Origin of the sequence: Chroococcidiopsis thermalis PCC 7203, from assembly GCF_000317125.1 — a bacterium.
GTDB lineage: Bacteria > Cyanobacteriota > Cyanobacteriia > Cyanobacteriales > Chroococcidiopsidaceae > Chroococcidiopsis > Chroococcidiopsis thermalis.
The window spans coordinates 3,431,861-3,458,325 of sequence record NC_019695.1 but is presented as its reverse complement, the minus strand read 5'-3'; the positions used below and the strand labels follow the sequence as shown (position 1 = coordinate 3,458,325).

The 26,465-nt window shown below is 44.5% G+C and carries 25 protein-coding genes; 16 read left to right on the top strand and 9 right to left on the bottom strand.

Annotated elements, in window-relative coordinates; genetic code table 11:
• Positions 1-113 precede the first annotated feature (113 nt).
• From CHRO_RS15185 to CHRO_RS15175, 3 genes are all read right to left on the bottom strand, one after another.
• Entirely contained in the window at positions 114-488 is a 375-nt protein-coding gene (locus CHRO_RS15185) for a VOC family protein (RefSeq protein WP_015155112.1), read from the bottom strand.
• Between the two features lie 134 nt (positions 489-622).
• On the bottom strand, positions 623-1,165 hold the full coding sequence (locus CHRO_RS15180; protein WP_015155111.1) for a VOC family protein: 543 nt from the start codon (positions 1,163-1,165) through the stop codon (positions 623-625).
• 195 nt (positions 1,166-1,360) lie between these two features.
• Complete coding sequence (locus CHRO_RS15175; protein ID WP_015155110.1) at positions 1,361-1,708, bottom strand: hypothetical protein; 348 nt, start codon at positions 1,706-1,708, stop codon at positions 1,361-1,363.
• On the opposite strand from CHRO_RS15175, the gene CHRO_RS32340 reads away from it, so the two are divergent.
• Complete coding sequence (locus tag CHRO_RS32340; protein WP_158266000.1) at positions 1,707-1,874, top strand: hypothetical protein; 168 nt, start codon at positions 1,707-1,709, stop codon at positions 1,872-1,874. The two genes, CHRO_RS15175 and CHRO_RS32340, sit on opposite strands and share 2 nt — an antisense overlap.
• Positions 1,875-2,132: 258 nt before the next feature.
• On the opposite strand, the gene CHRO_RS15165 is transcribed toward CHRO_RS32340, so the two are convergent.
• Positions 2,133-2,513 carry a response regulator gene (locus tag CHRO_RS15165; protein ID WP_015155109.1) on the bottom strand — a complete coding sequence of 127 codons (381 nt, stop codon included), beginning with the start codon at positions 2,511-2,513 and terminating at the stop codon, positions 2,133-2,135.
• Positions 2,514-2,543: 30 nt separating this feature from the next.
• Positions 2,544-2,813, bottom strand: a complete 270-nt coding sequence (locus CHRO_RS32335) for a hypothetical protein (RefSeq protein ID WP_181824161.1) — start codon at positions 2,811-2,813, stop codon at positions 2,544-2,546.
• Between CHRO_RS32335 and CHRO_RS15160 the strand changes: the two genes are divergently transcribed.
• From CHRO_RS15160 to CHRO_RS15145, 4 genes are all read left to right on the top strand, one after another.
• Positions 2,751-5,258, top strand: a complete 2,508-nt coding sequence (locus tag CHRO_RS15160; protein WP_015155108.1) for a single-stranded-DNA-specific exonuclease RecJ — start codon at positions 2,751-2,753, stop codon at positions 5,256-5,258. The two genes, CHRO_RS32335 and CHRO_RS15160, sit on opposite strands and share 63 nt — an antisense overlap.
• A 537-nt stretch (positions 5,259-5,795) precedes the next feature.
• Positions 5,796-7,130: a carboxyl-terminal processing protease CtpB gene (gene ctpB / locus CHRO_RS15155; protein WP_015155107.1), complete on the top strand. Its 1,335-nt coding sequence runs from the start codon at positions 5,796-5,798 to the stop codon at positions 7,128-7,130.
• A gap of 122 nt (positions 7,131-7,252) precedes the next feature.
• On the top strand, positions 7,253-8,146 hold the full coding sequence (locus CHRO_RS15150) for a helix-turn-helix domain-containing protein (RefSeq protein WP_015155106.1): 894 nt from the start codon (positions 7,253-7,255) through the stop codon (positions 8,144-8,146).
• Positions 8,147-8,316: 170 nt separating this feature from the next.
• The gene (locus CHRO_RS15145; protein ID WP_015155105.1) at positions 8,317-8,733 is read left to right on the top strand and encodes a hypothetical protein; all 417 of its coding nucleotides are present in this window, start codon (positions 8,317-8,319) and stop codon (positions 8,731-8,733) included.
• Between the two features lie 22 nt (positions 8,734-8,755).
• Here CHRO_RS15145 and CHRO_RS15140 read toward each other — a convergent pair whose 3' ends face one another.
• Complete coding sequence (locus tag CHRO_RS15140) at positions 8,756-10,153, bottom strand: TldD/PmbA family protein (protein WP_015155104.1); 1,398 nt, start codon at positions 10,151-10,153, stop codon at positions 8,756-8,758.
• A 395-nt stretch (positions 10,154-10,548) separates the two neighbouring features.
• Between CHRO_RS15140 and CHRO_RS15135 the strand changes: the two genes are divergently transcribed.
• Together CHRO_RS15135 and CHRO_RS15130 are read left to right on the top strand one after the other, a co-directional pair.
• Positions 10,549-12,147 carry a DUF2079 domain-containing protein gene (locus tag CHRO_RS15135; RefSeq protein WP_015155103.1) on the top strand — a complete coding sequence of 533 codons (1,599 nt, stop codon included), beginning with the start codon at positions 10,549-10,551 and terminating at the stop codon, positions 12,145-12,147.
• Positions 12,148-12,327: 180 nt separating this feature from the next.
• Positions 12,328-13,515: a glycosyltransferase family 4 protein gene (locus CHRO_RS15130; RefSeq protein WP_015155102.1), complete on the top strand. Its 1,188-nt coding sequence runs from the start codon at positions 12,328-12,330 to the stop codon at positions 13,513-13,515.
• Between the two features lie 131 nt (positions 13,516-13,646).
• Here CHRO_RS15130 and CHRO_RS15125 read toward each other — a convergent pair whose 3' ends face one another.
• A complete protein-coding gene (locus CHRO_RS15125) occupies positions 13,647-14,324 on the bottom strand; it encodes a sugar transferase (RefSeq protein ID WP_015155101.1) in 678 nt (225 codons plus the stop codon).
• A gap of 302 nt (positions 14,325-14,626) precedes the next feature.
• Between CHRO_RS15125 and pgsA the strand changes: the two genes are divergently transcribed.
• On the top strand, positions 14,627-15,181 hold the full coding sequence (gene pgsA, locus CHRO_RS15120) for a CDP-diacylglycerol--glycerol-3-phosphate 3-phosphatidyltransferase (protein ID WP_015155100.1): 555 nt from the start codon (positions 14,627-14,629) through the stop codon (positions 15,179-15,181).
• Between the two features lie 105 nt (positions 15,182-15,286).
• On the opposite strand, the gene CHRO_RS15115 is transcribed toward pgsA, so the two are convergent.
• Positions 15,287-16,216 (bottom strand): NAD-dependent epimerase/dehydratase family protein, encoded by a 930-nt coding sequence (locus CHRO_RS15115; RefSeq protein WP_015155099.1) that lies wholly within the window; start codon positions 16,214-16,216, stop codon positions 15,287-15,289.
• A 132-nt stretch (positions 16,217-16,348) separates the two neighbouring features.
• Here CHRO_RS15115 and CHRO_RS15110 point away from each other — a divergent pair, with 132 nt between their 5' ends.
• From CHRO_RS15110 to CHRO_RS15090, 5 genes are all read left to right on the top strand, one after another.
• Positions 16,349-17,488 carry a glycosyltransferase gene (locus CHRO_RS15110; RefSeq protein ID WP_015155098.1) on the top strand — a complete coding sequence of 380 codons (1,140 nt, stop codon included), beginning with the start codon at positions 16,349-16,351 and terminating at the stop codon, positions 17,486-17,488.
• Between the two features lie 109 nt (positions 17,489-17,597).
• Positions 17,598-18,329 carry an undecaprenyl-phosphate galactose phosphotransferase family protein gene (locus CHRO_RS15105; RefSeq protein ID WP_015155097.1) on the top strand — a complete coding sequence of 244 codons (732 nt, stop codon included), beginning with the start codon at positions 17,598-17,600 and terminating at the stop codon, positions 18,327-18,329.
• Between the two features lie 429 nt (positions 18,330-18,758).
• A complete protein-coding gene (gene gmd / locus CHRO_RS15100) occupies positions 18,759-19,838 on the top strand; it encodes a GDP-mannose 4,6-dehydratase (RefSeq protein ID WP_015155096.1) in 1,080 nt (359 codons plus the stop codon).
• A 29-nt stretch (positions 19,839-19,867) separates the two neighbouring features.
• Complete coding sequence (locus CHRO_RS15095; RefSeq protein ID WP_015155095.1) at positions 19,868-20,812, top strand: GDP-L-fucose synthase family protein; 945 nt, start codon at positions 19,868-19,870, stop codon at positions 20,810-20,812.
• Between the two features lie 384 nt (positions 20,813-21,196).
• A complete protein-coding gene (locus tag CHRO_RS15090; RefSeq protein ID WP_015155094.1) occupies positions 21,197-22,390 on the top strand; it encodes a glycosyltransferase family 4 protein in 1,194 nt (397 codons plus the stop codon).
• Positions 22,391-22,848: 458 nt separating this feature from the next.
• Here CHRO_RS15090 and CHRO_RS15085 read toward each other — a convergent pair whose 3' ends face one another.
• Positions 22,849-23,043 (bottom strand): DUF2795 domain-containing protein, encoded by a 195-nt coding sequence (locus tag CHRO_RS15085; RefSeq protein ID WP_015155093.1) that lies wholly within the window; start codon positions 23,041-23,043, stop codon positions 22,849-22,851.
• A gap of 368 nt (positions 23,044-23,411) precedes the next feature.
• Between CHRO_RS15085 and CHRO_RS15080 the strand changes: the two genes are divergently transcribed.
• From CHRO_RS15080 to CHRO_RS15070, 3 genes are all read left to right on the top strand, one after another.
• Positions 23,412-24,350: a YihY/virulence factor BrkB family protein gene (locus CHRO_RS15080; protein WP_015155092.1), complete on the top strand. Its 939-nt coding sequence runs from the start codon at positions 23,412-23,414 to the stop codon at positions 24,348-24,350.
• Positions 24,351-24,582: 232 nt separating this feature from the next.
• On the top strand, positions 24,583-25,521 hold the full coding sequence (locus tag CHRO_RS15075) for an ion channel (RefSeq protein WP_015155091.1): 939 nt from the start codon (positions 24,583-24,585) through the stop codon (positions 25,519-25,521).
• Positions 25,496-26,464, top strand: coding sequence for a putative 2-dehydropantoate 2-reductase (locus CHRO_RS15070; RefSeq protein ID WP_015155090.1), 969 nt, complete (start codon positions 25,496-25,498; stop codon positions 26,462-26,464). The genes CHRO_RS15075 and CHRO_RS15070 overlap by 26 nt, the downstream gene beginning before the upstream one ends.
• The last annotated feature ends 1 nt before the right edge of the window (position 26,465 follow it).

Genomic DNA, 26,465 nt, shown 5'->3' with positions numbered 1-26,465 from the left:
CTATTGCATACTACTATTACAGCCTAGTTTTTTGCCTGATATAGCAACCTATTTGATTCATAAGCGTGGAGCAGGCTTCTAGCCTGCCGCAGATTAGAAGCCTACTTTACAAATCATTTAGAACTGCTATGTAATATAATCCGATTACCATCAGGATCGTATGCGTAAATTTCTCTGCCGTGGGAGGCTGTAACAATTTGCCCTGGTGGTGGACAGCCGATTTTAGTGAGATGGGCGATCGCTGCTTCTAGATCTTTTACTTCTAAACACAAACTCATGCTGCTTTGAGTTGAGTTCATAAATTCTGCTTGGTTTGATGCTTTAGGTTTAAATATGCCCAAACGCAAACCAGTCACCTGAAATTCTGCATAAATATTAGGAATTCGATCGAGCGGAGTTTGCTCTAGAAGTTGCTGATAAAAATTGACTAGCAATTCAAAATCTTGAGTTGCTAACGTGACTAATGAATTCGTGCAATTTAATACCATGTTTGTCCGTCTATCACTTCTAGCTCGTTTACGAACAACAGATATTTTGTAATACAGTGGGCAATGCCCACCCTAAACTTTCATTTCTAAACTTAAATTTCACTGTTTCTTTTTGCCCGTTGTCAGTTTCCTCTTTAATTACTATTTACTGTTGCAGGTATATGTGAAACATCTCTTGCAGGATCGCCTAAAGTGCGAACATTAGCAGCAAATTCAAGCAAAATTCCATCGGGATCGAAGAAATAAAAGGATGAAATAAATGTATTTTCATCGAGTTCGTTAACAAAACCAGATGGAACATCTGCATGATGTAATACAGGTGTAGCTGTTACACCTTTAGCAGCTAACTTTTCTCTGTACTCTTCTAGTTTTTCTAGAGGTACGTTAAAAGCAAGATGATTCATCGAAGCATGGGCGGTTGTGAAATTACCATTTTGCAATCCTTCAGGATTAACTGATGCAATTCCAGGCGCAGCAGCTGGTGCTTGAGGAAACCAAAAAAATGCGATCGCGTCGCCGTTACCAACATCAAAGAAGAAATGCTGCCCACCATCAGGGAGGGCAATTGTTTTAACCAGTTTTAGCCCTAAAGTATTAGTATAAAAATCTACTGTACGCGCCATATCTTTGCAGACCAAGGCAATATGATTGATACCCTGCAATTGAAAATCTATCATGCTAAATACCTCTGAAAAAGAAAGGAGATCGGAGTTTATTTAGTGAAATCGTCTGCTAGTGAATTTATGTTCTCCAGCCTGCTGCCATAGTATCATCCCGATTGCTTAGATAACACATGATACGTTAACTGAGTGCAAAAAACGATCGCTACCCAGGCGATCGCATATTTATCGTACTAACCTTGTTGGCTAAACTTATTCCTCTAGATAACTAGAGCTATCCCAAAAAATCTGCTCTAGAATAAACTTGATTGCTTCCAAATATAGAGCGTTTTGATAAGATTCTTCATATTTCTCAAACAACTCTTTAATAGTAAAAACTCGTCGTTTAGCTGGTTTCGATTGCTGCTGAAGATGATTTCGAGGTGCTACAGTTTTTACTTGCTGCTTAATTAAAGTAACTTGAACGGGCAATTGCCCTTCCGCTTGTTGAAGCGATCTTTGTCTTCCTATCCTGACTCTCTTGCTTTTGTTTTTAGGAGGAAACAACAAATATCCAGCTACGAATTTAGTAGAAAGCAGTTGAGAGTGTTTGAATTTCATGATGTATTCCAATTATGCTTCGCTTCAAGTAGGAGTATCTAGTCTGGCAAGATGGAAGCTAGCTGAGGCAGTCTCGATCTCTCGCTCCAGCTCTACCATGCTCGGTAAGCGGGTAGGGAAGGCAAGGGAGAAGAAAGAAGCGGTCTTAACAATCGGAAGAAAATAGAAGATTCTGCCTTGCTCAAGTCGGGAAAGAGTCAACTCGTGACCGACAATTTGAAATTAGGATATTAATGTGAATAATTTGTGAACTGTTGACGGTTGATGGTTTTTTGGTTGTTGCCCCTCTGCTCCTAGCCTCCTCTGCTACCTTCCCCCGATTCTGGTACGGGCGGGTTTTGAGGGGAGATTGCTTTAGTTGTAAATCTTTGGCTAAACCCGCCCCTACAATTCCCAACTCTCGACTCCCGACTCCCATCTTTCCTTATTCACTCCATTGCAGGATATCGCAGATTTGTGCTACCAATTCCTGGGCTTTGAAAGGTTTGGCGATCGTACCCGCTACGCCTAAATCAAGTAATTGCTGTTGTTCGCTGGTTCTGACTTTGGCAGTGAGAAAGATTGTGGGAATATGACAAGTAGTAGTATTTGCCTGTAGTTGCTGAAATGTTGCGGGTCCATCTAAGTCTGGCATCATCACATCTAGTAGAATCGCATCAGGTTGTTGAGCTTGAGCTATGTCTATGCCTTCACTACCAGAAGCTGCTGGCAAAACCTCCCACCCTGCTACTGCTTCGAGACTGAATTGGATAATTTCTCTGACACCATCTTCATCATCAATAACGAGTACGCGCTTAGTAGTCATGTCGCTACACTTCAAATAGTCATAAAGCGATTATGCCTGCGATCGCAAATGGAATTGGTAATTGGTAATTGGTAATTGGTGAGTGGCTGGTGGTTGGTGGCTGGTGGCTGGTGGCTGGTGGCTGGAATTACTTCCTTGTCCCCCTTCGCCCCCTAATCCCCACTCCCTTCGGTCGCGGGGAAGAGCGAGTTCCCCCTTGTCCCCCCTTGTCCCCCTTGTCCCCCTTGTCCCCTCCCTATGAACGTCTCCCAGCCACAATGGATCGTCCCAACAGAACAGCCCCCAGAGTGGTTCGTGCAAGCAGTTAGGGAATATGCCCCTAGCGCAGGATTTGCGGCACAACTGTTATGGCAAAGGGGAGTTCAAGCGCGAGAGGAGTTACCTGGATATCTCAATCCTCGCTGCTATCAACCTGCTAGCCCATTTGAATTTGGGCAAGAAATGCACTTAGCAGTAGAAAGATTGCAAATTGCTCGCGATCGCCAAGAAAAAGTGGCAATTTGGGGTGATTTTGATGCTGATGGTATCACTTCTACAGCGGTTTTATGGGATGGATTGGGACAATTTTTCTGTCAACATACCCAACTTTCCTATTACATCCCCAACCGCCTTACCGAGTCGCACGGGTTGAACTGCCCTGGAATCGATCTGCTTGCCCGCGATAACTGTAAGTTAATCGTGACTTGCGACACTGGTAGCACGAATGTTGCAGAAATTCTCTATGCGAAATCTTTGGGCGTTGATGCGATTGTCACCGATCACCACACTTTACCCGCAGAACGTCCACCTGTGACTGCAATAATTAATCCGCGTTACTTTCCTTCAGAGCATCAATTATTTCATCTATCTGGGGTTGCAGTTGCCTACAAACTTGTCGAAGCCTTATATCAATTTTTACCAAATGTACCGCGACAACCATTAGAGGATTTACTCGATCTCGTCGCTATTGGGTTAATTTCCGATTTAGTACAACTGAGTGGAGATTGCCGTTATTTAGCTCAATTGGGTATTGAACGGATGCAACAGGATTATAAACAACCAGTTCAACAGCGACGGCGACCAGGAGTAGGGCGATTATTAGAAATGTGTCAGAAAAGTGGCGATCGCCCCACAGATATTTCTTTCGGCTTGGGTCCCCGCATCAACGCTGTGAGCCGAATTCAAGGTGACGCAAGCTTTTGCGTTCAATTACTGACCAGCGACGATCTCAACTTAGTCGAGCGCCTTGCCCAAGAAACCGAATTGGCAAACACTCGTCGCAAGTCTTTACAAAAAGAAGTTTCCCAGCAAGTTGCCCAAAAACTCAAGTCAGAAATCGATCTCTCCACCACTAGCGTTATCGTTCTCGTAGATTCCCAATGGTCGCCTGGAGTCTTAGGACTCGTCGCCGGACAAATTGCTCAAGAAACGGGTCGTCCTACGATTTTGTTGAGTACGGAAGGGGAACAAAGGGACAAGGAGGACAAGGTAGACAAGGGAGACAAGGGGGATAAGAGAGCTGAGGAAGCTGAGGGAGCAATTCTAGCCACTAGTCACCAGCCACTAGCCACTCTCCCAACTCCCGCACTTGCTCGCGGTTCAGCTCGGTCTGTCGGTAATATCGATTTGTACCAGTTAGTGAAAGATCAAGCGCATTTACTGCATAGGTTTGGCGGACATCCTTTTGCGGCTGGATTAAGCATACCCGTTGAGAATATACCGCTATTTACCGCAGCGATTAACCAAAAACTCCGACAGCAGGGAAGCGCGATCGCTGTACCGTCCGTACAAGCAGATCTGGTGGTGACAGTAGCCGATTTAGGGAGAGATTTGTTTTTAGAACTGAAACTACTCGAACCCTGTGGTATGGGTAATCCCGTGCCAAAACTGCTGATTCAAAATTGCTGGTTTGAAAACACTTGGCATCGCAACCAACAAGATTGGCGGGGAAACAAAGTGCAATATATCAAAACAGATTTTAATTTGCGGGATGACTCGACTAAAACTAGTTTTCCTGGTGTGTGGTGGGGACATTATAAAGACGAGATCCCGACTGGACGCTGTGACTGTATTGTAGAACTCGACTACAACTCGTTCAAAAATAAACAACGTTACGAAGTCCGCCTCATTGCCGTCCGTACTTCCGACTCTTTATCTCTCACTCCTCACTCCGGACTTCGTCCCGCTTCGCTAACGCCCCTCGCTCCTCAAATTCTCGACTGCCGTGGTATGGCGATCGCCCCAGTTGACGATACATTCACAGGCGATCCATCCTCGCTTGTCGTGCGTACCTGTCCCACTTGTTGGGACGAGTTACGTGTCTGGATGCGGCGATCGCAGTTTGAAAATAAGTCTTTAGTTTTGGCATGGACTACACCCGAACCAGTCTCACCACCACAAGTCTGGCAACAGTTAGTCGGAATTGCTAAATACCTTTGCCGTACCGGACAAACGGTGACTCGCGTGCAACTCAGTCAAAAGCTTGGAATTAGCGATCGCCTTTTAGGATTAGGATTTACTGCTCTTTCCTACTTGGGCTTTTATGTTAGCTTTCAAGACCGCTATTTTCATATTTCTCAAGAAGTACCGTGGCACGTTGCCGCATCTACAAATCTCTATGCTACCGATGCCGCTTACATGCAAGCAATAGACAAATTTGCCCAAGCTGTCCGAGAAGAACAATTCCAACGCCAGTATTTTTCTACGGTTCCTCTCTCTACCATTCAAGCCCATGCCGCTCAATTAGGAGTGAGGAGTGAGGAGTGAGGGGTGAGGAGGACAAGGGGGACAAGGAAGCAGAGGAGCAGGGGAGAAGAGAGCTGAGGGAGCGATCGGGAGCGCAAGGTTGCTGAGGGAGCAAGACAACCAATTACCAACTACCAATTCCTAATTCCCAATTCCCAATTCCCTTTCTTCACTAATAACTAAATAACTGAAAATTGATTTAATAAATATGTGAAAAACTTTACTAAAATACATTAATCGCTCGTCAAAAATGAAATAGATATAATTGACCAATAGTTGCTAATCTTACAAATAGCAGTGCAAATCTAGACAAAATCTAAACTTTATATTTCTTCGGACAATAGGTAAACTGTCACAGAGTGTTTGTGACGAACCTAATCTGTCTGAGTATGTTGGGAATAATGGCTTGAACAAAGAGATAAAAGGGCGATCGCAATTGCGATTTCGCTGCCATCACACGCTATCTGGGTGTATATTCAAAAGAAATCTACTCTGTCTCAACCCGTTGGGTAATGAGCAATATAGCTTTCGATTTGCTAACCTCTGCTTGCTAACCTCATGCAATATATTAAACGCCTCTCCTCCCTACAACTTGCTCTGTTTGGTGGAGCGATCGCCACTACATCGTTTCTGGCGCTATCTCCCTGGTGTGGTTCTGTCCGTGCCGCACTGATGCAAAATAGCCCTAAAGCTTTAGTTGACGAAGTTTGGCAACTCGTTACTAGAGAATATGTGGATGGCACGTTCAACAAGACAGACTGGCAAGCAACGAGACAAGATTTATTAAGTAGAGAATATACTAACCGCGAACAAGCTTACGCCGCTGTCCGAGTCGCGCTGGCTAAGCTGAACGACCCATATACTCGCTTTCTCGACCCCAAGCAGTATGAGGCATTGACGAGCCAAACTTCAGGAGAAGTTACTGGAGTGGGGATTCGGATGGAATTAAATAAACAAACTAAGCGTTTAACTGTAGTTGAGACTATTCAAAATTCCCCTGCTGTCAAAGCGGGAGTTAAAGCCGGGGACAAAATAGTTGCAATTGATGGTAAACCAACTCAACAAATGGACGTGCAGGCTGCCTCAAGCCTAATTCGGGGCAAAGCAGGTACGCCTGTCACATTGAAAATCGAGCGGCAAGGCAAAAGTGCCTTCGACCTCAAGCTAACGCGGGCGAAAATTGAGCTGCCTACAGTTACACACACCCTCAAGCGGGAGGGCAATAAGCGGGTTGGTTATATTAGCTTGCGGGAATTTAGCGCTCATGCTTCAGAGCAGATGCAAAAAGCAATTCAAGACCTGAATCGCCAGAATGTGAATGCCTTCGTTCTGGATTTACGTGATAATCCAGGTGGCTTGCTGCAAGCAGGGGTAGAAATCTCACGGATGTGGCTGAATAAAGGCTCTATCGTCAAAACAGTAGACCGACAGGGAGCTAGTCAAGAAATACCAGCCAATCAAACCGCACTGACTCAGCGCCCTCTAGTTGTTTTGGTCAATGGTAATTCTGCCAGTGCCAGTGAAATTTTAGCGGGAGCATTGCAAGATCATCAACGCGCTGTCGTAGTTGGTAGCCAAACCTTTGGTAAGGCTTTAGTCCAATCAGTCCATTCTCTGTCCGATGGTTCGGGACTAGCAGTAACAGTTGCCCATTACTACACGCCTAAAGGTACGGATATTAGTCATAAAGGCATTACACCAGATATTAAAATCGACTTGAGCGAGACTCAAAAACGCCAGCTAGCTGCCAATCCTTCTTCAATTGCAACGCGGCAAGACCCGCAGTATGCACGGGCAATTTCTGTAATTACTAATAACAGTTTTGCCCAATTTAAAAAACCGCTGAAAAAACCGCAAATCTCCAAACGAGTCGTAGAGCGGAACCAGATATAAAACAGTCACAAACAATTTTCATTCACATTCGCGAGCAGGGGCATACATTTGTATGCCCTTATTACATTTTCACTCTGATAATTTAAATAGAATCACTATCAATAACCGATGACTAATGACCAATGACAACAAGCCCTTTAGTCGTTGACACGTTTCAGCAAGGGACAATTTTTCCCATACTACCAGTCGCGCCCATTCTTTCTAGCGCCAATCGAGATTGGGATGGCATTCACGTCGGGTATTATCGTCAGCCTGCTTGGGAAACGCCTGAAGCAACTTTTTTACAACATACAATTACGATTTATACAGGGCAACCTGTAAACGTAGAATTGCAAGCAGAGGGGCGCTGGCAACAAAAAACTTATACCAAAGGTGTAGTTGGAATTTACCCAGCATTTGCCCCGCATATAGTAAATTGGAATGATGAAATTGAATTTATTGAAATCGATCTCGATCCGCAAACATTAAGCCGTTTTGTAGATAATTCTATAAATATTGATTGCTATAAAATTATTCCTCAATCTGCTATTAACGATCCGCTAATTTATAGTATTGGCATGGCGCTGAAAACAGAATTAGAATCTAGTGGAGGGGGCGATCGCCTTTACGCTGAGTCAGCAACCACAATGTTAGCTGCTCATATTGTTCGTCATTATTCTACCCAAACCTCTACTCTAAAAGAAGTTTCTGGAGGTTTACCTAAATCAAAACTAAGAAAAGTCATTGATTATATTCAAACTCATTTAGAGAAAAATTTAAGTTTAGTTGAATTAGCCGCGTTAGCACAAATCAGTCCCCATCATTTTGCTAGATTATTCAAGCAATCAACTGGTTTTTCTCCACATCAGTATTTACTTAATTGTCGCATTCAAGCAGCAAAATCTTTACTAGCAAAGCAAGACTTATCTATTGCTGATATTGCTTTACAAGTTGGCTTTCACGATCAAAGTCGTTTTACGAGTATTTTTCGTAAGCATACAGGCTTTACCCCCAAAAAGTATCGCGATCGCATTTGAGCAAGATTTGACCATTTTTAAGAAGATTTGACAAGACGGCTGTTGTTTTTGCCTTGTAAAGTAAGTTGTATTAAAATTGTCACGCAAAGCCGCAAAGACACAAAGAAAGCTTTGCGCCTTCGCGTCTTTGTGCGACTAATAAAAGATGAAGAATTAGGACAAATAGCAAGATGAAGAATCAGAAAAACCAAACTTTACTACTTGCTCTACTCATTGTTAATGGAATCTCAACTATTCTTCACTACATTGATAATTTTGTAAACTATGACAAATATCCCCAACCTACTTGGATTACTCCAGATAGTATTTATCTTGCGTGGAGTGTACTAACAATATTTGGCTTTATTGGCTATTTATTGTACGTTAAAGACATGTTTTTGGCTGCGTATGCATGTTTAGGGATTTATTCTCTAACTGGAATTTCTAGTCCAGGACATTACTTTTATTCAGCTCAACATGTATTTTCTGGGAAAATGCATTTATTAATTTGGATGGACGCGATCGCGGGTATCTCTCTACTAATTTTTATCCTACAATCGGCTTTAATTCTAAAAGAATGGCGCAAAGAACGAGAAGTAAACATTTAATTCCGAATTCCGAATTCCGAATTCAATACGCTTCTCCACCTACAACCACATTCCGAATTCTCAAGCTGGGACCACCGCAACCAACGGGTAAACCATTTTGCCCACCTTTACCGCAGCCACCAGATTCATCCCAGTAGAAATCATCTCCGATCGCCTCGATATCTGCTAGGGTTTGAAAGACATTTCCTGAGAGTGTGACATCGCGCACGGGTTCGGCAAGTTTACCATTGCGGATTATCCAAGCTTCTCCCGCGCTGAAGGTAAACATTTCACCATTAGTCATCCCTCCCAACCAGTTGCGGGCGTATACTCCGTCTTTAATATCAGTAAATAAATCTGCTACTGGTGTCGTTCCCCGCTCGATCCACGTATTTGTCATGCGGACGATGGGCGCGTAGTGATAGCTGAGACAACGGGCGTTTCCCGTAGGTGTTTCTCCCAACTTGCCAGCGGTTTCGCGTGAATGGAGCCTACCAACCAAAACACCATCTTGAATTAATTGCGTCGTTGTCGCCGGGGTTCCTTCATCGTCGTAGAAGTAACTACCACGATGTCCTTGGGGTGCTGCACCATCAAAAATTTGTAGCTCCTTGGGTCCAAATCTCCGTCCCATGCTCATAACTTCTAGCAGATCGGGGTTTTCATACGCCATATCTGCTTCAGAAAGATGCCCGAAGGCTTCGTGAACGAATAAACCAGAGAGGATCGGATCGATCACGACAGTATAGGTGTTGCCTTTAACTGAAGGTAGAGAAAGAGCCGCTACAGCCCTTCGAGCTGCACTTTGAACTTGGGCATCCAAACTCACTAAATCCTCATAAGCCTTGCGAGAACCAGTGGTTTCTCTACCTGTCTGGACTGTATCGCCATCGCGTGCAGTTGCAGCAAAGCGCATTTCCATATCCACCCAAGATTGATCGATTAACGTTCCTTCCGAACTGGCGATGATGACTCGCTGGCAAATATCACCGTAGCGGACTGACGTAGTCGTAATTCGATCGCTGGCGCTTTTGAGAATTTCGCCATAGCGATCGCACAATTCCTTTTTTTGTGCTAGCGGAACGTGACGCGGATCGGTTCCTGTCAACGGGACAAAGCAGGTGGCTTGCACTGGTTCTATATCTGCTAGCAGGGTTTCATCATTACCTACTATTCGTGCTGCCGCGATCGCTTCTTCGATGCGAGAGTTGAACTCGGATAACTGATTAAAACTACTCAATCCCCAACCGCCTTTGTAGCACGCGCGAACTTGTCCGCCGATAGAAATTCCTTCGCTCAATGTTTCTATCTTATTCCCCCGCAGCATAATATCTGTTCCCTGGGACTCTTCGAGGCGAATGAGTAAATAATCGACTTTGTGAGAGTATTTTGCGATCGCATCAGCGAGCAAGTTTTTGGTATCGGCAAGCGCAGTAGGCATGGGAAAGAAAAGTCAAAAGTCAAAAATTAAAAGTCAAAAATAGCAAAATTGTTCTTACGAGCAGTTCTGATAACTACAGCGCATACAAATTAATGTAGATCGACCTAGTGAAAATCAATCTTGGCTTCAAGTCGTCACTATTCGATTGTAGGTGTTTCTCTGCCAGGGATGTGAGGAGCGTGTCAAAAGACTATATTCTAAATACCGAGATGTCGCTTGAGCTTGATAGATCCTTGCTTGACTGGTGATTAGCGAGTAGCAAGCGATTTGCAATTAATTCTCCCTTGTCCCCCTTGTCCCCCTTGTCCTCCTTGTCCTCCTTGTCCTCCTTGTCCCCCTTGTCCCCCTTGTCCTCCTTGTCCCCTTTATCTCTCTAATTTAAGTGTGAGTGAGTCATGTTATTGAAATGGCAAAAGCAGCCAGGAACCCATTTATTCCTCAGTGGTGCGATCGCTTTTTTGCTCGTGGGATTAATTCTGGTCTTACATCGGTACTATAGCTTCTATGCTACTTTCGACCAGGGCATATTTAATCAAGTTTTCTGGAATGGGATTCACGGTAGATTTTTCCAGAGTTCTCTTTCTTCCAGCCTCTCCACGAATGTCGTCCATGCTGGAGAAATCCCAGAAGTTTACTACCATCGTCTAGGACAGCATTTTACCCCTGCCTTACTCGTTTGGCTACCGCTATATGCCCTTTTCCCCTCCCCGGCGACTTTGAGCGTGTTACAGGTCGCTCTAGTAACCGCTGCTGGGATTGTTTTATACTTCTTGGCTCGCTTGTATCTCGAACCACTCTTAGCAGCGATGATTAGCGTCAGTTTTTATGGCGCGATCGCTGTTGTTGCTCCAACTTTAACCAATTTCCACGACATCAGCCAAATACCTTTATTGACGTTTGGTATTCTGCTGGCAATGGAAAAGCGCAAGTGGTGGGTATTTTGGTTGTTGGCAGTGTTGCTTTTAGCTGTAAGAGAAGATAGCGGCATTGGGTTATTTGGGGTAGGCGCTTATATGGTTTTAAGTCGGCGCTTTCCCCGTACTGGTTTAGCGACTTGCATTCTTAGTTTTGGCTACATGCTGGCTTTGACAAATCTGATCATGCCGCTATTTTCAGAAGATATTTCCAAGCGTTTCATGATGGAGCGATTCGGACAGTATGCCACTGGGGAAGATGCTTCTACCGTTGAGATTATTTGGGGAATTGTCAGTAATCCTTGGCGATTGCTCGTAGAATTGATCGCTCCTTTTCCTGGGACATTTTTGTATTTACTAGGGCAGTGGTTGCCTTTGGCTTTCGTTCCCGCACTTTCTGGCACGGCTTGGGCGATCGCGGGTTTCCCTCTTTTGAAACTATTCTTAGGTCAAGGTGAATCCGTTCTAGCAATTACGATTCGCTATGCCATGAGCGTCGTTCCAGGATTATTTTACGGCGCGATTTTGTGGTGGTCAGTGCATCCTAAAGTCTTTAAGCCCAAGTTTCAGCGCTTCTGGATTGGATGTATTTGTCTTTCCCTAGTAATTACAATTGCCTACAATCCCAATCGGACGCTTTACTTTTTAATTCCCGACTCGATTCAACCTTGGGTACATATTTCCCTCCCGCGTCAATGGCAACACGTCAACCAAATGCGATCGCTGCTAGCACAAATTCCCCCACAAGCGAGTGTATCGGCAACGACCCATATCGTGCCTCACCTTTCCAGCCGTCGCGAGATTCTGCGTCTACCAGGATTGCAATTGCGTAACGATGCCAGGGAAGTCATTCAGGTAGAGTATATAATTGCCGACCTCTGGCAACTGCAACAATATCAAGTAGCTTTCACGGGCGATCGCCAGCAGTTACAAGACAATGTAAAACTGATCGATCGGCTCTTTAATACTGGCGAATATGGAATCGTCGGCTTTCAAGATGGGGTCATTTTGCTGCATAAAGGTGTCACTTCACTTCCCGAAGCCACATCTGCTTGGTTAGCTTTTCGGCAAAATTTGTGATTTGGTAATTGGTAATTGGTAATCGTTAATGGGGGGCGATCGCAGTCTTATAATCTAAACCAACACAGTTAATTTTTGTGAAGAATTGAGTGATAATACTCATTCAATTCCCAATCCTATACATTTAGATAGATTGATAGATTTAGGTAAGCAGCAAGTAAGTCGCAGGGATTGGGGTCGATGAAAATACTCGTATTAAGCTGGGAATTTCCGCCGCGCATTGTAGGAGGCATTGCTCGTCATGTTGGGGAATTATACCCCGAACTCGTCAAACTAGGACATGAAGTCCACATGGTGACAGTGGAATTCGGTCATGCACCAATGTACGAGCTTTTTGAGGGAATCCACGTACACCGGGTTCCCGTTGCCTGGGGAAATGACTTTTTCCATTGGGTGGCGAACATGAATGAGAGCATGGGTAGCCACGGTGCAAAGTTGATCTTAGAAGAAGAACCGTTCGATCTAATCCACGCCCATGACTGGTTGGTAGCAGATGCGGCGATCGCCCTCAAGCATAATTTTAAAATCCCGCTGATTGCCACCATTCACGCTACAGAACACGGTCGTTACAACGGTATCTATACCGAAGAACAGCGCTACATCAATGGCAAAGAGCAATTACTCGCTTATGATGCTTGGCGAATTATCGTCTGTACCGACTACATGCGGCGCGAAGTAGAACGGGCGCTAGCGAGTCCTTGGGACAAAATCGACGTAATCTATAACGGTATCCGTCCTGAAAAGAAGCACAGACGGCAAGATTTTGATTATTGGCACTTCCGCCGTCAATATGCTGACGATGATGAGAAGATCGTTTACTACGTCGGTCGTATGACTTACGAAAAAGGCGTATCCGTAATGCTGAATGCAGCTCCCAAAGTGCTGTGGGAAATGGGAGGTCGTGCTAAATTCGTACTCGTTGGTGGTGGTAATACCGAAGCTTTGAAGCGGCAAGCTTGGGATCTAGGTATTTGGCACAAATGCTATTTCACGGGCTTTATGTACGATGACTTTCTTGATAAATTCCAAGCGGTAGCTGATTGTGCCGTGTTTCCTAGCCTTTACGAACCGTTTGGTATTGTTGCCCTAGAAAGCTTTGCTGCCCGCGTACCCGTCGTTGTCTCCGATACTGGCGGATTTCCAGAAGTCGTGCAGCATACTAAGACTGGAGTTGTGACTTGGACGAATAACTCTGACTCCCTGGCATGGGGAATTTTAGAGGTTTTGAAAAATCCTGGTTATCGGCAATGGTTAGTTGACAATGCATATGAGGATTTAGATCGCCGCTTTAATTGGAGCAAGTTAGCCCGACAAACCCAAGCAGTGTATCAACAAGTCGTACGAGAGCGATCGCAAATCTCGTGGTAATAATGTTTGTAGGGGCGCATAGCTATGCGCCCCTACATTTATAATTTAGACATAATAAAAACCAGCCGTATACAGGCTGGTCGTCCCCCAAGGAATTCTATATCAACTGGTTGCCGATCGTTAACCGCTGCTTAGCAAGCACCTACTTTAGCAAAAATTACGTACACAGTCTTAGCAATAATAAACAAGTCGTAGAAGGGATGCCACATTTTTTGGTAGCGCAGGTCGAGATTGACAATCTCTTCAAAATCTTTGATGCTAGAGCGTCCGCTGACTTGCCACTCTCCTGTTAATCCCGGCTTCACGTTTAATCTTTGCCAGTGGCGATCGTTGTACTGAGCAACTTCGTCAGCAGTTGGTGGACGAGTACCCACTAAACTCATGTCTCCAACTAATACGTTCCAAAATTGGGGTAGTTCGTCTAGGCTGGTGCTTCTTAAGAAACGACCCACTCTCGTAATTCTTGGGTCTTGCGTGTTTTTGAAAATTAGTCCCGATGCTTCATTTTGCACTTGAGACTTCAGTGCGTCTGCGTTGGGAACCATTGAACGAAACTTCCACATACGGAATGTTTTTCCTTGCAGTCCGTAGCGCTCTTGTCCGTAAAAAATTGGTCCTGGGCTGTCTAACTTAATGGCGATCGCTAAAGGGATGAAGATAACTGCCAAGATCGACAGTCCGACTAAGCTGCCAACGATGTCCAAACATCTCTTAAAAGCCGATCTGGCTGATGGATGAACTGCATCTAGTGTCTGGGGAGACTTAAGTTCGACAGTTTTGATGGCGGTGGGGAACGGTGCTTGGTACATTGTCACGACTAAAACCTGGATCGGATAGATCGTAGTATTACTGAGGTAGATTTACCGAAGTAGATTTACTGAACTTGTATCCCGAATATAATCTCTCTCTTGGCTAGAATGACAGTACTTTAACTTACATTTTGCCGAATCTTTATCAAGAACCTGGTTCCACTCGGACTTTGTAAAGATAATATAAAGTTGGCTCCTTCAAAGATTTTACTCAAGAAATAGAGCTGTCCAGCAGTCAATTTCTCTTCAAATTACTGACTTGAGCTTCATCTAAACTTCATGATTTCCTTACATTCGCATAGATGAATATACCTAACTGGGTCACTCTCTCTCGACTTCTAGCCCTGCCTTTGCTGCTTTATCTTTTGCCAGTACCGACAACAACCGCACGTTGGTTTTGCTTAACAGTATTTTTGGTTGCAGCTTTGACGGATTGGCTGGATGGTTATTTAGCCCGGAAACTGAACGCTATCACTGAACTGGGGAAATTCCTCGATCCTTTGGTAGACAAATTGCTGGTACTGGCTCCACTGTTATCGCTGATTCAGCTAGGACAACTTCCTGCTTGGGGAGTATTTTTGATTTTGGCGCGAGAATTGGGTATAGCAGGCTGGCGCGTTTCTCCTAGCTTGACAGGCACAAATGCGATCGCGGGAGCAAATCTTTGGGGCAAACTCAAAACAGTCAGTCAAATTACCGCGATCGCCTTATTGATCGCTCCCTTACCCCCAACTTGGCATCTCCCTGCACTAGGAGTTTTTTGGCTTTCTGTCGCTTTGACTTTGATTTCGGGGTTGATTTACTTTTTAGGAGCGAGGAGCGAGGAGCGAGGAGCGAGGGGAATACAAGAGAGCTGAGGGGGACAGGGGAGACAAGGGGGACAAGAGGGACGAGGGGGACGAGGAAGAATTGCAATTCAAAATCTAAAATTCCCTCACTCCTCACTCCTCGCTCCTCACTCCTCACTTCAAAATCTCTTCGTCTACAGAAAAATCTACCTCGGCTTTGTCTCGTCCAGTAGCTATGTAGTCATTTTGGAAAGAGTCTTTTAACCCAGAAATTAAGTCGTATTTTGGCTGCCAGTTTAGTTCTGTAATGGCTTTATTGACACTGGCGAAAAAATGCTGTATTCGCAAGGGGAAAGCTTTGCGCTTGCCAAAATCGAAATTTTTCGGCTCGTAGTGTACGATCGCTAGCTCCTCCGGCGATTTTCCGGCAGCTACAGCGCAAGCGCGAGCTAAACCATCAAAAGTAACGTAGCGATCGCCAGAGACGTTATAAACCTGCCCTATGGCTCTCTCGTTGCCTAATACCCGAGCCATAGCTTGAGCTAGATCTTCAACATGACCCATTTGAGTTATATGTAGCCCGTTAGCGGGAATAGGAATAGGTCGATCGCGGACGATGCGATCGAAAAACCAGCTTTCCAAATCGTTGTAGTTACTAGCTCCGTAGATATACGTAGGACGAATTGCCGTGAAGGGCAAGCCTACCTGAGCTAAGTATGCCTCTGTTTCGTATTTTCCTCGGTGGCGGCTCTTAGGATCGACTGGATCGCCTTCTACGTGAGGCATTTGGTCGGAGCGGAGGTACACGCCAGCCGAACTCATATAGACAAAGTGCTGCACCCGGTCGTGAAAGATCTCAGCTAGCGGTTGAGTATCGCTCAGTTCCCTGCCGTTATTGTCATAAATGGCATCAAAATGTTCTTGAGATAGCTTTGCCTTTAATTGTTCTGGAGAAGTGCGATCGCCTTGAATCTGAGTTATCCCCTCAACTGGAATAGGGCGATTACCGCGATTAAACAACACCACTTCATGACCCTGCGCCACTAGGATTTTGGTTAGGTAAACACCAATAAAGCGCGTACCACCCATAATCAAAATTCGCATAATTACCCAACCCCAATTCGTCTACTCTCAGTTTAGGGGTGAGTGGCTAGTGGCTAGATGTTTTTCTAGTCACTAGTCACTCTCTTTTAAGCTATAAATTCTCATAGAGTCAAAATTCAGCTAAGTGTAACCTTGAAATATGCCCTTGTCCATGAGTGGTTAACGCCTCAAGCTACTGGCGGTTCGGAATTAGTCGTGCGAGAAATTCTCAGATGCATCAATGCCGATCTCTATGCACTGATTGACTTTGAATCTACAAATTCCCAAAGTTATTTGTTCGGACGCAAAATTGGTACGACATTTTTGCAACACTTACCGTTCTCGCGCAATGGCGTACAGAAATATCTCCCTTTGTTGCCGTTGGCGATCGAACAATTAGATTTGCGTGCCTATGATGCGATCGTTTCTTCGTCTCATACCGTTGCCAAAGCCGTACTTGCCAGTCCCCAGCAGCTTCATGTTTGTTATTGTCACAGTCCGATGCGCTTTGCTTGGGATATGACGTTCGATTACCTCCGCTCTAGCCGCATGGGTCGCGGTCTACCTGGAATTGCCACTAGGTATTTACTCCATCACCTGCGCCAGTGGGATGCGATCGCCGCTAACCGTGTTGATTATTTCATTGCTAACTCTCACCATACGGCACGCCGGATTTGGCGCTGCTATCGTCGTCCTGCTACAGTAATTTATCCGCCTGTAGATATCGATCGCTTCCCCGTGGTGAAAGACAAACAAGATTTTTACCTCACGGTCTCGCGATTGGTCAGCTACAAGCAAGTCTCAACCATTGTCCGCGCCTTCAATCAACTCAAAAAACCTTTAGTCGTAATCGGTACGGGTTCAGAACTACCAGAGATTCGCAAACTGGCACAGTCGCACGTTCAAATTTTAGGAGCGCAGCCTAATGATGTAGTAGAGAAATATATGGCTCAAGCAAAAGCGTTTGTTTATGCAGCTCTAGAGGATTTTGGCATCGCGATCGTCGAGGCTCAAGCTTGCGGCACTCCAGTCATCGCCTTGGGTGCTGGGGGAGCGTTGGAAACAGTGCGAGACTTGCACCGCTACCCCGATAGCGCGACGGGAATATTTTTTTTAGAGCAAACAGTAGACGCATTGGTGGCAGCTGTGGAAAAATTTGAAGCCAACTGGGTAGCGTTCGATTCCGATCGCATTCGCACCCAGGCAACTCAATTTACCCCTAAAATCTTTGAAGAGCAGTTTTTAGCTTTTCTAGAACGCTCGTGTCAGGAGTTCTTCGTCCCTAGTTCTTAGGAGTTGATTTTTAGCTGGTTTTACAGCCTCTAAAATTAAATATGCCTCAGAATGGTGCTTCTGGCTTTAAGATCGGGACTATGTGTGGTGTGGATGGTTTAGGAGTATGATGACAGCCCAAAGCTCACTCCTCTTTGGCAAGCGGTTACAGGCTTTTGTCAAACGCGGGCAAGAGCCGTTTAGAACCAGAGCTAAACCGAAGGGTTTATTGCTCGCTCGACTCAATAAAGAGTTTGCCAAAAGATTGTTCGATGTTTTATTTTCGCTTTCCGTTCTAATTTTATTTGCGCCAGTTTATCTGGTGTTAGGCTTCTCGATCGCCTTGAGTTCGCCTGGACCGATCTTTTACGTTCAAGAACGAGTAGGCAGGAATCACAAGCCTTTTTATTGTATTAAATTCCGTACTATGGTAGCCAATGCTGATGAGATTTTGTCAGAATTGATTGCCTCGTCGCCAGGATTGCGGCAGGAATTTGAGGATAATTTCAAGTTAAAACAAGACCCGCGCATTACCAAAGTCGGTCATTTTTTGCGCTTAACTAGCCTAGATGAATTTCCCCAATTTTGGAACGTGCTTATGGGTGATATGAGTATCGTCGGTCCCCGACCTTTGGTAGCAGAAGAGCTACCGCGATATGGTCGTCATATTGATAAGGTCTTAACCATCAAGCCAGGAATTACTGGTTTGTGGCAAGTGTCGGGCAGAAATGACATTCCTTACAATCGTAGAGTGCAAATAGACGTTCACTATGCCAGCTCTTACAGCATGTGGCTAGATGTGTGGGTCATTTTAAAGACGGTATTTGTGGTAATTGTACCAAAAAATAACGGCGCTTATTAAGTGTATCCGTTAGCTTGTAGCCGTCAGCATTTGAGATTTGTTATGGTTTGCTGAAAATTATCAGTTTTGCGTTTAGGGGCATCAATTGCCCCTTTTCGATCGGAAACACTACTTTTCTTTTCGATCCATTGTCCTACGGTTTCTACGAGCGGTATATTTAGTGCTGTTCTAAACAGTGCCGAGAGCGAGCAGCCTGAAGCGATCGCCCTCTCAATCCACGCAATCTTTGCAATTACTCAATAATTACTTAATAATGAAAAGCAAACTTTAAGTTAATTTGTATTTTAGCCAAGCTGGCATTAACGCCAACCAGACGGCAACTGCACGACTAGGTGATCTCTCTGAGGGCAATTTTGCCATTATTTGCTTAAGTTGTAGCAGCGTTCTCGCTCTATTGTTTTAGGGAAAAAGAAAAATATAGTATTAAGTATGACGCAAACAAAGAGAGCTTTAATTACTGGTATTACAGGTCAAGACGGTTCGTACCTGAGCGAGTTTCTGTTGGAACAAGGTTATGAGGTACACGGAATCATTCGCCGTACCTCGACGTTTAACACAGACCGGATCGATCATATTTATGAAGACCCGCACAAAGAAGGAGTGCGGATGTTTCTGCACTATGGGGACTTGACCGACGGCACGACACTCCGACGCATTTTAGAAGAAGTCAAACCTATAGAAATCTATAATTTAGGTTCTCAATCCCACGTCCGCGTTAGCTTTGACTCCCCTGAATACACGGTGGACTCTGTAGGCATGGGAACGTTACGGTTATTAGAAGCAATTCGCGATTACCAACACCGGACGGGTATAGAAGTTCGGTTCTATCAAGCTGGTTCTTCAGAAATGTATGGATTAGTACAGGAAATTCCGCAAAAAGAATCAACTCCTTTCTATCCTCGCAGTCCTTACGCTTGTGCTAAAGTTTACGCTCACTGGCAAACAATCAACTATCGCGAATCTTATGGGATGTTTGCCTGTAACGGTATCTTATTTAACCACGAAAGCCCGCGTCGGGGTGAAACTTTCGTGACGCGCAAAATTACCCGCGCTGTTGCCCGCATTGTGGGTGGTAAGCAGAAGAAAATCTACATGGGTAACTTAGACGCAAAGCGCGACTGGGGCTATGCGAAAGATTACGTAAGGGCAATGTGGTTGATGTTACAGCAGTCTCAAGCTGATGATTACGTAATTTCTACGGGTGAAACCCATTCCGTGCGCGAGTTTCTCGAATTAGCTTTTGGCTATGTAAATTTAAATTGGCAAGACTACGTAGAATTCGACGATCGCTACCTCAGACCAGCAGAGGTAGAATTACTAATTGGAGATTCTACCAAGGCACGACAAAAATTGGGATGGACTCCTAGCGTGACATTCGAGCAGCTTGTTGCTTTAATGGTGGACGCAGATTTAAAAGCGATCGGTCTATCTGCCCCGAATGGAAATGGTGCTTCAGTCATCCATGACATCGCAACAATCCGTCAAGATATGGTCAGCTACCTATCCTAGTCCTAAAACCTACCTACGAGGCTGAACTCATGACCGCCTTAGATTTAAACAACAAACGCATTCTCGTGACTGGTGGTGCTGGGTTCTTAGGTCGTCAGGTAATAGACCAACTATGTCAAGCTGGTGCAGATAAAAATAAGATTACCGTAACGCGATCGCGCGATTGCGATTTACGAGTCTTAGAAAACTGCCAGCGTGCGGTTGACCAGCAAGATATTATTATTCATCTGGCTGCCCACGTTGGCGGTATTGGGCTGAATCAAGCTAAACCTGCCGAGCTATTTTACGATAACTTGATGATGGGGGCGCAACTGATCCACTCGGCTTATCAAGCAGGAGTGGAAAAGTTTGTCTGTGTCGGTACGATCTGTGCCTACCCTAAATTTACACCAGTTCCATTCAAAGAAGATGACCTCTGGAATGGCTACCCAGAGGAAACCAACGCCCCCTATGGCATTGCCAAAAAAGCCCTATTAGTACAATTGCAAGCTTATCGCCAACAGTACGACTTTAATGGTATCTATCTCTTGCCAGTCAACTTATACGGTCCTGAAGATAACTTCGACCCTAAGAGTTCCCACGTCATCCCAGCTTTGATCCGCAAAGTGCATGAAGCTCAACTACGGGGAGACAAGCAAATTCCTGTTTGGGGTGATGGTACTCCCACCCGCGAATTTCTCTACTCAGAAGATGCAGCACGAGGAATTGTCATGGGGACTCAGTTTTATAACGACCCCGAACCTGTTAATTTGGGAACGGGCGAGGAAATTTCAATTCGCGACTTGATTCATTTAATTTGCGAATTAATGGAATATGACGGGGAAATTATTTGGCAAACCGATAAGCCCAACGGTCAACCCCGTCGCTGTTTAGATACCGAAAGGGCAAAACAAGCCTATGGTTTTGTGACTCAAGTAGGTTTCAGACAGGGATTGACCAATACGATTGATTGGTATCGAAAGCACGGAGCATAAGTCAAATTTGTAGCAATGGGTTGACTCATAATTCATAATATTTATCTGAGTAGGAATTATTGAGTAAACCTTCCCGTACCAAAATTAAAAATTAATGATTAAAACAGTGTAAGGTGGGCAATGCTCACCTTTTTTCGTTGACTAATCTTTGACCGATCGCATATACCTGAAGAAGTAAAGACCGTAATTTCGCTGATATTATTCTCTTTCTGGTGTTTGAAATCAGTATTATTACTGTAGAATTAGGAACTCTGCCAGCTTTATTTTCATCATCGAAGAATAGTAAATTATTTACCGATCGTGATAGTAGTTGTTAGCAGTGATCGTACTCGTACAAGCCAGAGTCAAGAAGGAGATATTGGCTTCTACCCGCCGTCTTGTGCCATGAGCCGCATTGCTTTCATTGCTGGTACGTACTTACCAGAAAGCGATAGTGTTTCAGACTACACTGCTCGCCTACATACTTCCCTCCGCGATCGCGGTGTGGAATCTATTGTACTGACAACTTACTACGCGGCAGAAGCGGCTTACGATCCTCATGCGTTAGGAGTCGTACATGGATGGCAGTGGGTCGATCTAAAGGCTTTGGTCAAAGCAGTATGGGATAGTGGTGCGGATGCCGTACACATTCAGTACCATCCGCAAATTTACGGTCATCAGCCCGCAATCTTGTTACTACCGTTGTTATTGCGTTTATCTGGGTGGCGATCGCCCATCGTGACGACAGTACACGAGTATGGTAATTGGGAGTGGCAACGAGGATTGCTATCTCGATTTTCGGGTTGGTTGCACCAGTATACGTGGTGGGATCGAGAAGGGGGATTTTTGCTAACGTTAAGCAACGCTACAATTGCGATCGCGCCGGAAGCAAAAACCTTAATTCAAGCGAAATTACCTAATATAGAGCGTCGTTTGTGGCACGTTCCCAAAGTTCCTAACGTACAAGCCAGCGAAACGGACAGTAGTGCAGCACGCCAGATTTTACGACAAACTTGCAATTGGCATGAAGATACGTTCGTCATTACCTATTTAGGCTTTCTCCATTCTGGGAAGGAGTTAGCGACTTTACTACTAGCTTTTAAACAGGTTCTCACAACTCAGCCTCAAGCAAGGCTGCTGGTGATGGATAGGAAAGATAGCCCAAAATCAACGATTCAAGACGATAATACATACTTAACACAACTGCAAACAACGATTGACGCACTCGAATTACATTCGTTCGTCCATTTCACAGGATATTTGGACGAGGAAATTGTGTCTCGCTATCTCGCAGGATCGGATATCGGAGTGTTAGATCGCGATGTGAGTCTCAATAATAGTTCTTTGATGTCGCTTTTATCTTACGGTTTACCAGCGATCGCCACTTATATGCCGTCGTATTTACCAGATACGCATCCATTATTACTTGTCCCGCCGCATGATGTTGCTGCCCTGACAACTATATTAATAGAACTGATCGATTGCCCCGAAAAACGAAGACAACAGGCTAAAGCCAGTCGAGCTTTTAGCGAAAATTTTACCTGGCAAAATATTACTCAGCAGCACTTAGAAATTTATCAAGGTTTATTCGATCTTTAGTAAACGATAATATTTCACAGGTGTTAGTTGATATAACGTTTCCTATATAGTGAAATACATTCGTAGGGGCGCACAGATGTGCGTCCCTAAAGATCTTCGTACCCCATCCAATTGAAAATAGCTACAGCTATTTGTAATTGCAGCACTATCAACCAACAATTAATACCATTTCACTAAAACTATGCAACAGAAGATCCCCCCTAGCCCCCCTTGATAAGGGGGGTTGGGGGATCTCTTTTGTCGTAGTCAAAGAGTAAATTGGTATAACAACTATAGCAATCCTATTTAATTCATAAACGTGGAGCAGGCTAGAAGCCTGCTTTACAAATCATTTAGAGCTGCTATGGTAATACCATTTTGATCTGACTGCGCCACGGAAGATCCCCCCAACCCCCCTTAACAAGGGGGGCTATGAGCGACCGATTTAGTGCAAGGATAAATAGAATTGGTATAACTAACTATTGCACTTCTCCTACTGCTTTATTGACATCAGTAGGAGTTTCATATTCTTCTTCTGGTAACTGTTCTAAAATAGCGATCGCATTATCATCTGCGCCTTGTTGTTTGGCATAGTCCACAATATCTTGCTTAGAAGCAGGATATTCCATACCCTTGAGATGCTTTTGCAGCTGGATAGGATTAACTTTAGCCATTGCTAACTTCCCTCGTTCTAATTTGAATTTATGAAAATTTGTGATTTCCCTGAAATGCTAACTATGGCAAATTCGCCTTTCTTCTTCCATGAGGATGAAAACCGTTTGCGTCAGAATAATCTATTAATTTCGATTGCAGAGAGCGAGAGTGTATAACTTTTTAAAAAAAATGTTGCAGATGCTTCATCAATTTTGCTCGAAATAAACCTAGCCGAGTTGAGATAGTGACTAACAATACTAGAATTTAGTTTTTGAGTATCAAATCAGACAAATTTAAATTTTTTCTATCTCCTTGGAGATGTGTAAAATTTCCGATTTTGTCATAGTCATCAAAATGACCGTGCATCTGGCAAAGAGGAGATTTAGCAGTGAGAATTAAGACAATTATTAGTTTGTTGCGAGAGACATTTACTGAATGGAACGAAGATAAAGCTTCGCGACTAGCCGCAGCATTGGCATATTACACGGTATTTTCCCTCGCCCCGATGTTGATTATTGCGATCGCGATTGCTGGAGCAGTTTTTGGTGAAGAAGCAGCCAGAGGCGAAATTGTGACGCAGATTCAAGGTTTGGTAGGTAGGGACGGGGCAAAATTTATTGAAACGGCAATAGAAGGCGCTAGTAAACCTAAAGCAGGAACCATTGCCTCCCTGATTAGTATTGCTGTCTTACTATTTGGCGCTTCTGGTTTATTCGCTCAGTTACAAGACTCTTTAAATACGATTTGGGAAGTTCAGCCGAAACCAGGACGAGGTGTAATCGGCATCTTGCGCGATCGCTTTTTGTCATTCACGATGGTACTCGGTGTAGGCTTTTTGCTACTCGTTTCCCTGGTTTTAAGTGCAGGTTTATCAGGATTAGTCAATTTTTTGGGCAGCTTGCTACCAGGAATCGGGGCATTGTTACAGATAGCTAACTTCGTCCTCTCTTTTGCCGTGACGACACTACTATTCGGACTGATTTACAAAGTCTTGCCAGATGTCAAAATTGCCTGGAGCGATGTTTGGAGCGGCGCGATCGTTACTTCGCTGCTATTCTCAATTGGTAGGTTTGCTTTGGGACTGTATCTAGGAAACAGTAGTTTTGGTTCTACCTACGGCGCGGCAGGTTCAGTCGTCATTATCTTAGTTTGGGTTTACTATGCTGCCCAAATCCTCTTTTTCGGTGCAGAATTTACTCAAGTTTATGCTAGAAGATATGGTTCTCGCATCGTACCAACAAAAAATGCCATACCGCTAACGGAAAAAAACCGTGACGAGCAAGGAATGAGAACAGATCGCGATCGTCGTCGCCGGAAAACGAGATAGAAGTCGGGACAAGGAAGACAAGGGGGACAAGGAAGCAGAGGAACTTCAGGAGCAATTCTAGTCACCAGTCACTAGCCACTAGTCACTCCCTATTAACAACTGTTTCCCTTCTTTTACCAAATCAAGTCAGAATATCTATCTAGAGGTAGTTGGTAACGCCTAACTCACAAGTCGCGATTCATGAGTTGGAATCACCTCCAACCAATGACAAATGACGAATGACAAATGACAAATGACAAAAGCAAAGCGTCGTCTCCCCCGTAAACCAATTATTTCGATTGTGAGGCAGAATGGACGGTTAAACGTTCAGGGGATTAATAAATGGTATTACTACTGGCGCGATCCATACCATTTGTTGATTACTATGCCTTGGTCTTGGTTCTTAGGTATCGTAGCTTCTGGATACATATTACTCAATTCTTTGTTTGCTCTTGCCTATTTATTACAACCAGGTAGCATAGCTAACGCTCGACCTGGCAATTTCTGGGATGCTTTCTTTTTCAGCATTCAAACAATGGCAACTATTGGCTATGGCGTGATGAATCCGCAAACTGACTACGCTAATGTCCTAGTGGCGATCGAATCTTGGGTGGGTTTATTGGGCGTAGCTATGGGAACGGGAATCGCTTTTGCTCGTTTCTCTCGTCCTACGGCGCGAGTGGTTTTTAGTCGAGTGGCTGTGGTCACGGCTTATGATGAGATTCCAACTTTGATGTTTCGCGTGGCGAATAAGCGTCGCAACCAAATTATTGAAGCGCAGATTAGAGTTGTACTGGTACGAGACGAAATGAATGCTGAGGGGCAGTTTATGCGCCGATTGTATGACCTGCCTTTAGTACGTGCTAATAACCCAATTTTTATTCTCTCTTGGACGGTGATGCATCCGATTGACGAGTACAGCCCTTTTTACGGCGCTACTTTAGCAGATCTAGAAGCAGCAGAGACAATGTTGGTGGTGACGCTGACTGGCATTGATGAGACTGTATCTCAGATGATACATGCTCGTCATACATACATTGCTTCAGAGATGTTGTGGCATCATCGATTTGCTGATATTTTATTCCAGAAGTCTGACGGGCAACGCTATATCGATTACAACCACTTTCATGAGGTAATGCCCGTTTCTAGCCAGAGGGAAGAAACAAATGGAGTCGTATCCCGATCGCCATAATTGTCATAGCGAACGCAGTTACGCCATGTTAGGAACGGGGGCATTGGGTGGTTATTATGGTGGTTGTCTACAAAAGGCTGGTTTAGATGTCCATTTTTTGCTTCGCAGCGATTACAACCATGTTTCTCAATCTGGTTTAGTTATTGAGTCAACTGACGGGGACTTTACCCTATCCCAAGTCAATGCTTACCAAGACGTGAAGGATATGCCGCGTTGCGATGTAGTGGCGATCGCGCTAAAAACGACGCAGAATCATCTACTACCCGATCTATTACTTCCAGTTCTGAAAGACGATGGCGTAGTTTTGGTATTGCAAAATGGTTTGGGCATAGAAGACGCGGTAGCTGAAATTGTCGGTTCTCATCGAGTTATCGGTGGTATGTGTTTTGTCTGCGCTAATAAAGTTGCCCCAGGACATATTCGCCATTTAGATTACAAGGCGATCTCCCTGGGAGAATATACTGCTGACTACCATCCAGCGGGAATTACGGCAAGAATGCGGCAAATTGCCACTGATTTTGAATCGGCTGGCATTCCCATTGACTTATCAGAAGATTTGCTCTTAGCACGTTGGCAAAAATTGGTATGGAATATTCCCTATAATGGGCTATCTGTCATACTTAATGCTCGAACCGATGAGTTGATGGCAAATGCATCCACTCGGGCTTTAGTCGAAGAGTTGATGGCGGAAGTGGTAGCGGGTGCAGCTAGGTTCGATCGCCATATTTCCAGTAGTTTTGTCCAAAACATGCTCGATCGCACTGCCAAAATGAAGCCCTATAAAACTAGTATGAAAATTGACTATGATTTGCAGCGTCCTTTGGAAGTTGAAGCGATCGTTGGCAGTCCATTACGTCTAGCTGAGGCTGCTGGGACAAATTTACCTCAAATTCGCACTTTGTATCGGCAGTTGAAGTTTTTAGATAGAAAAAATCAGGGGTAGA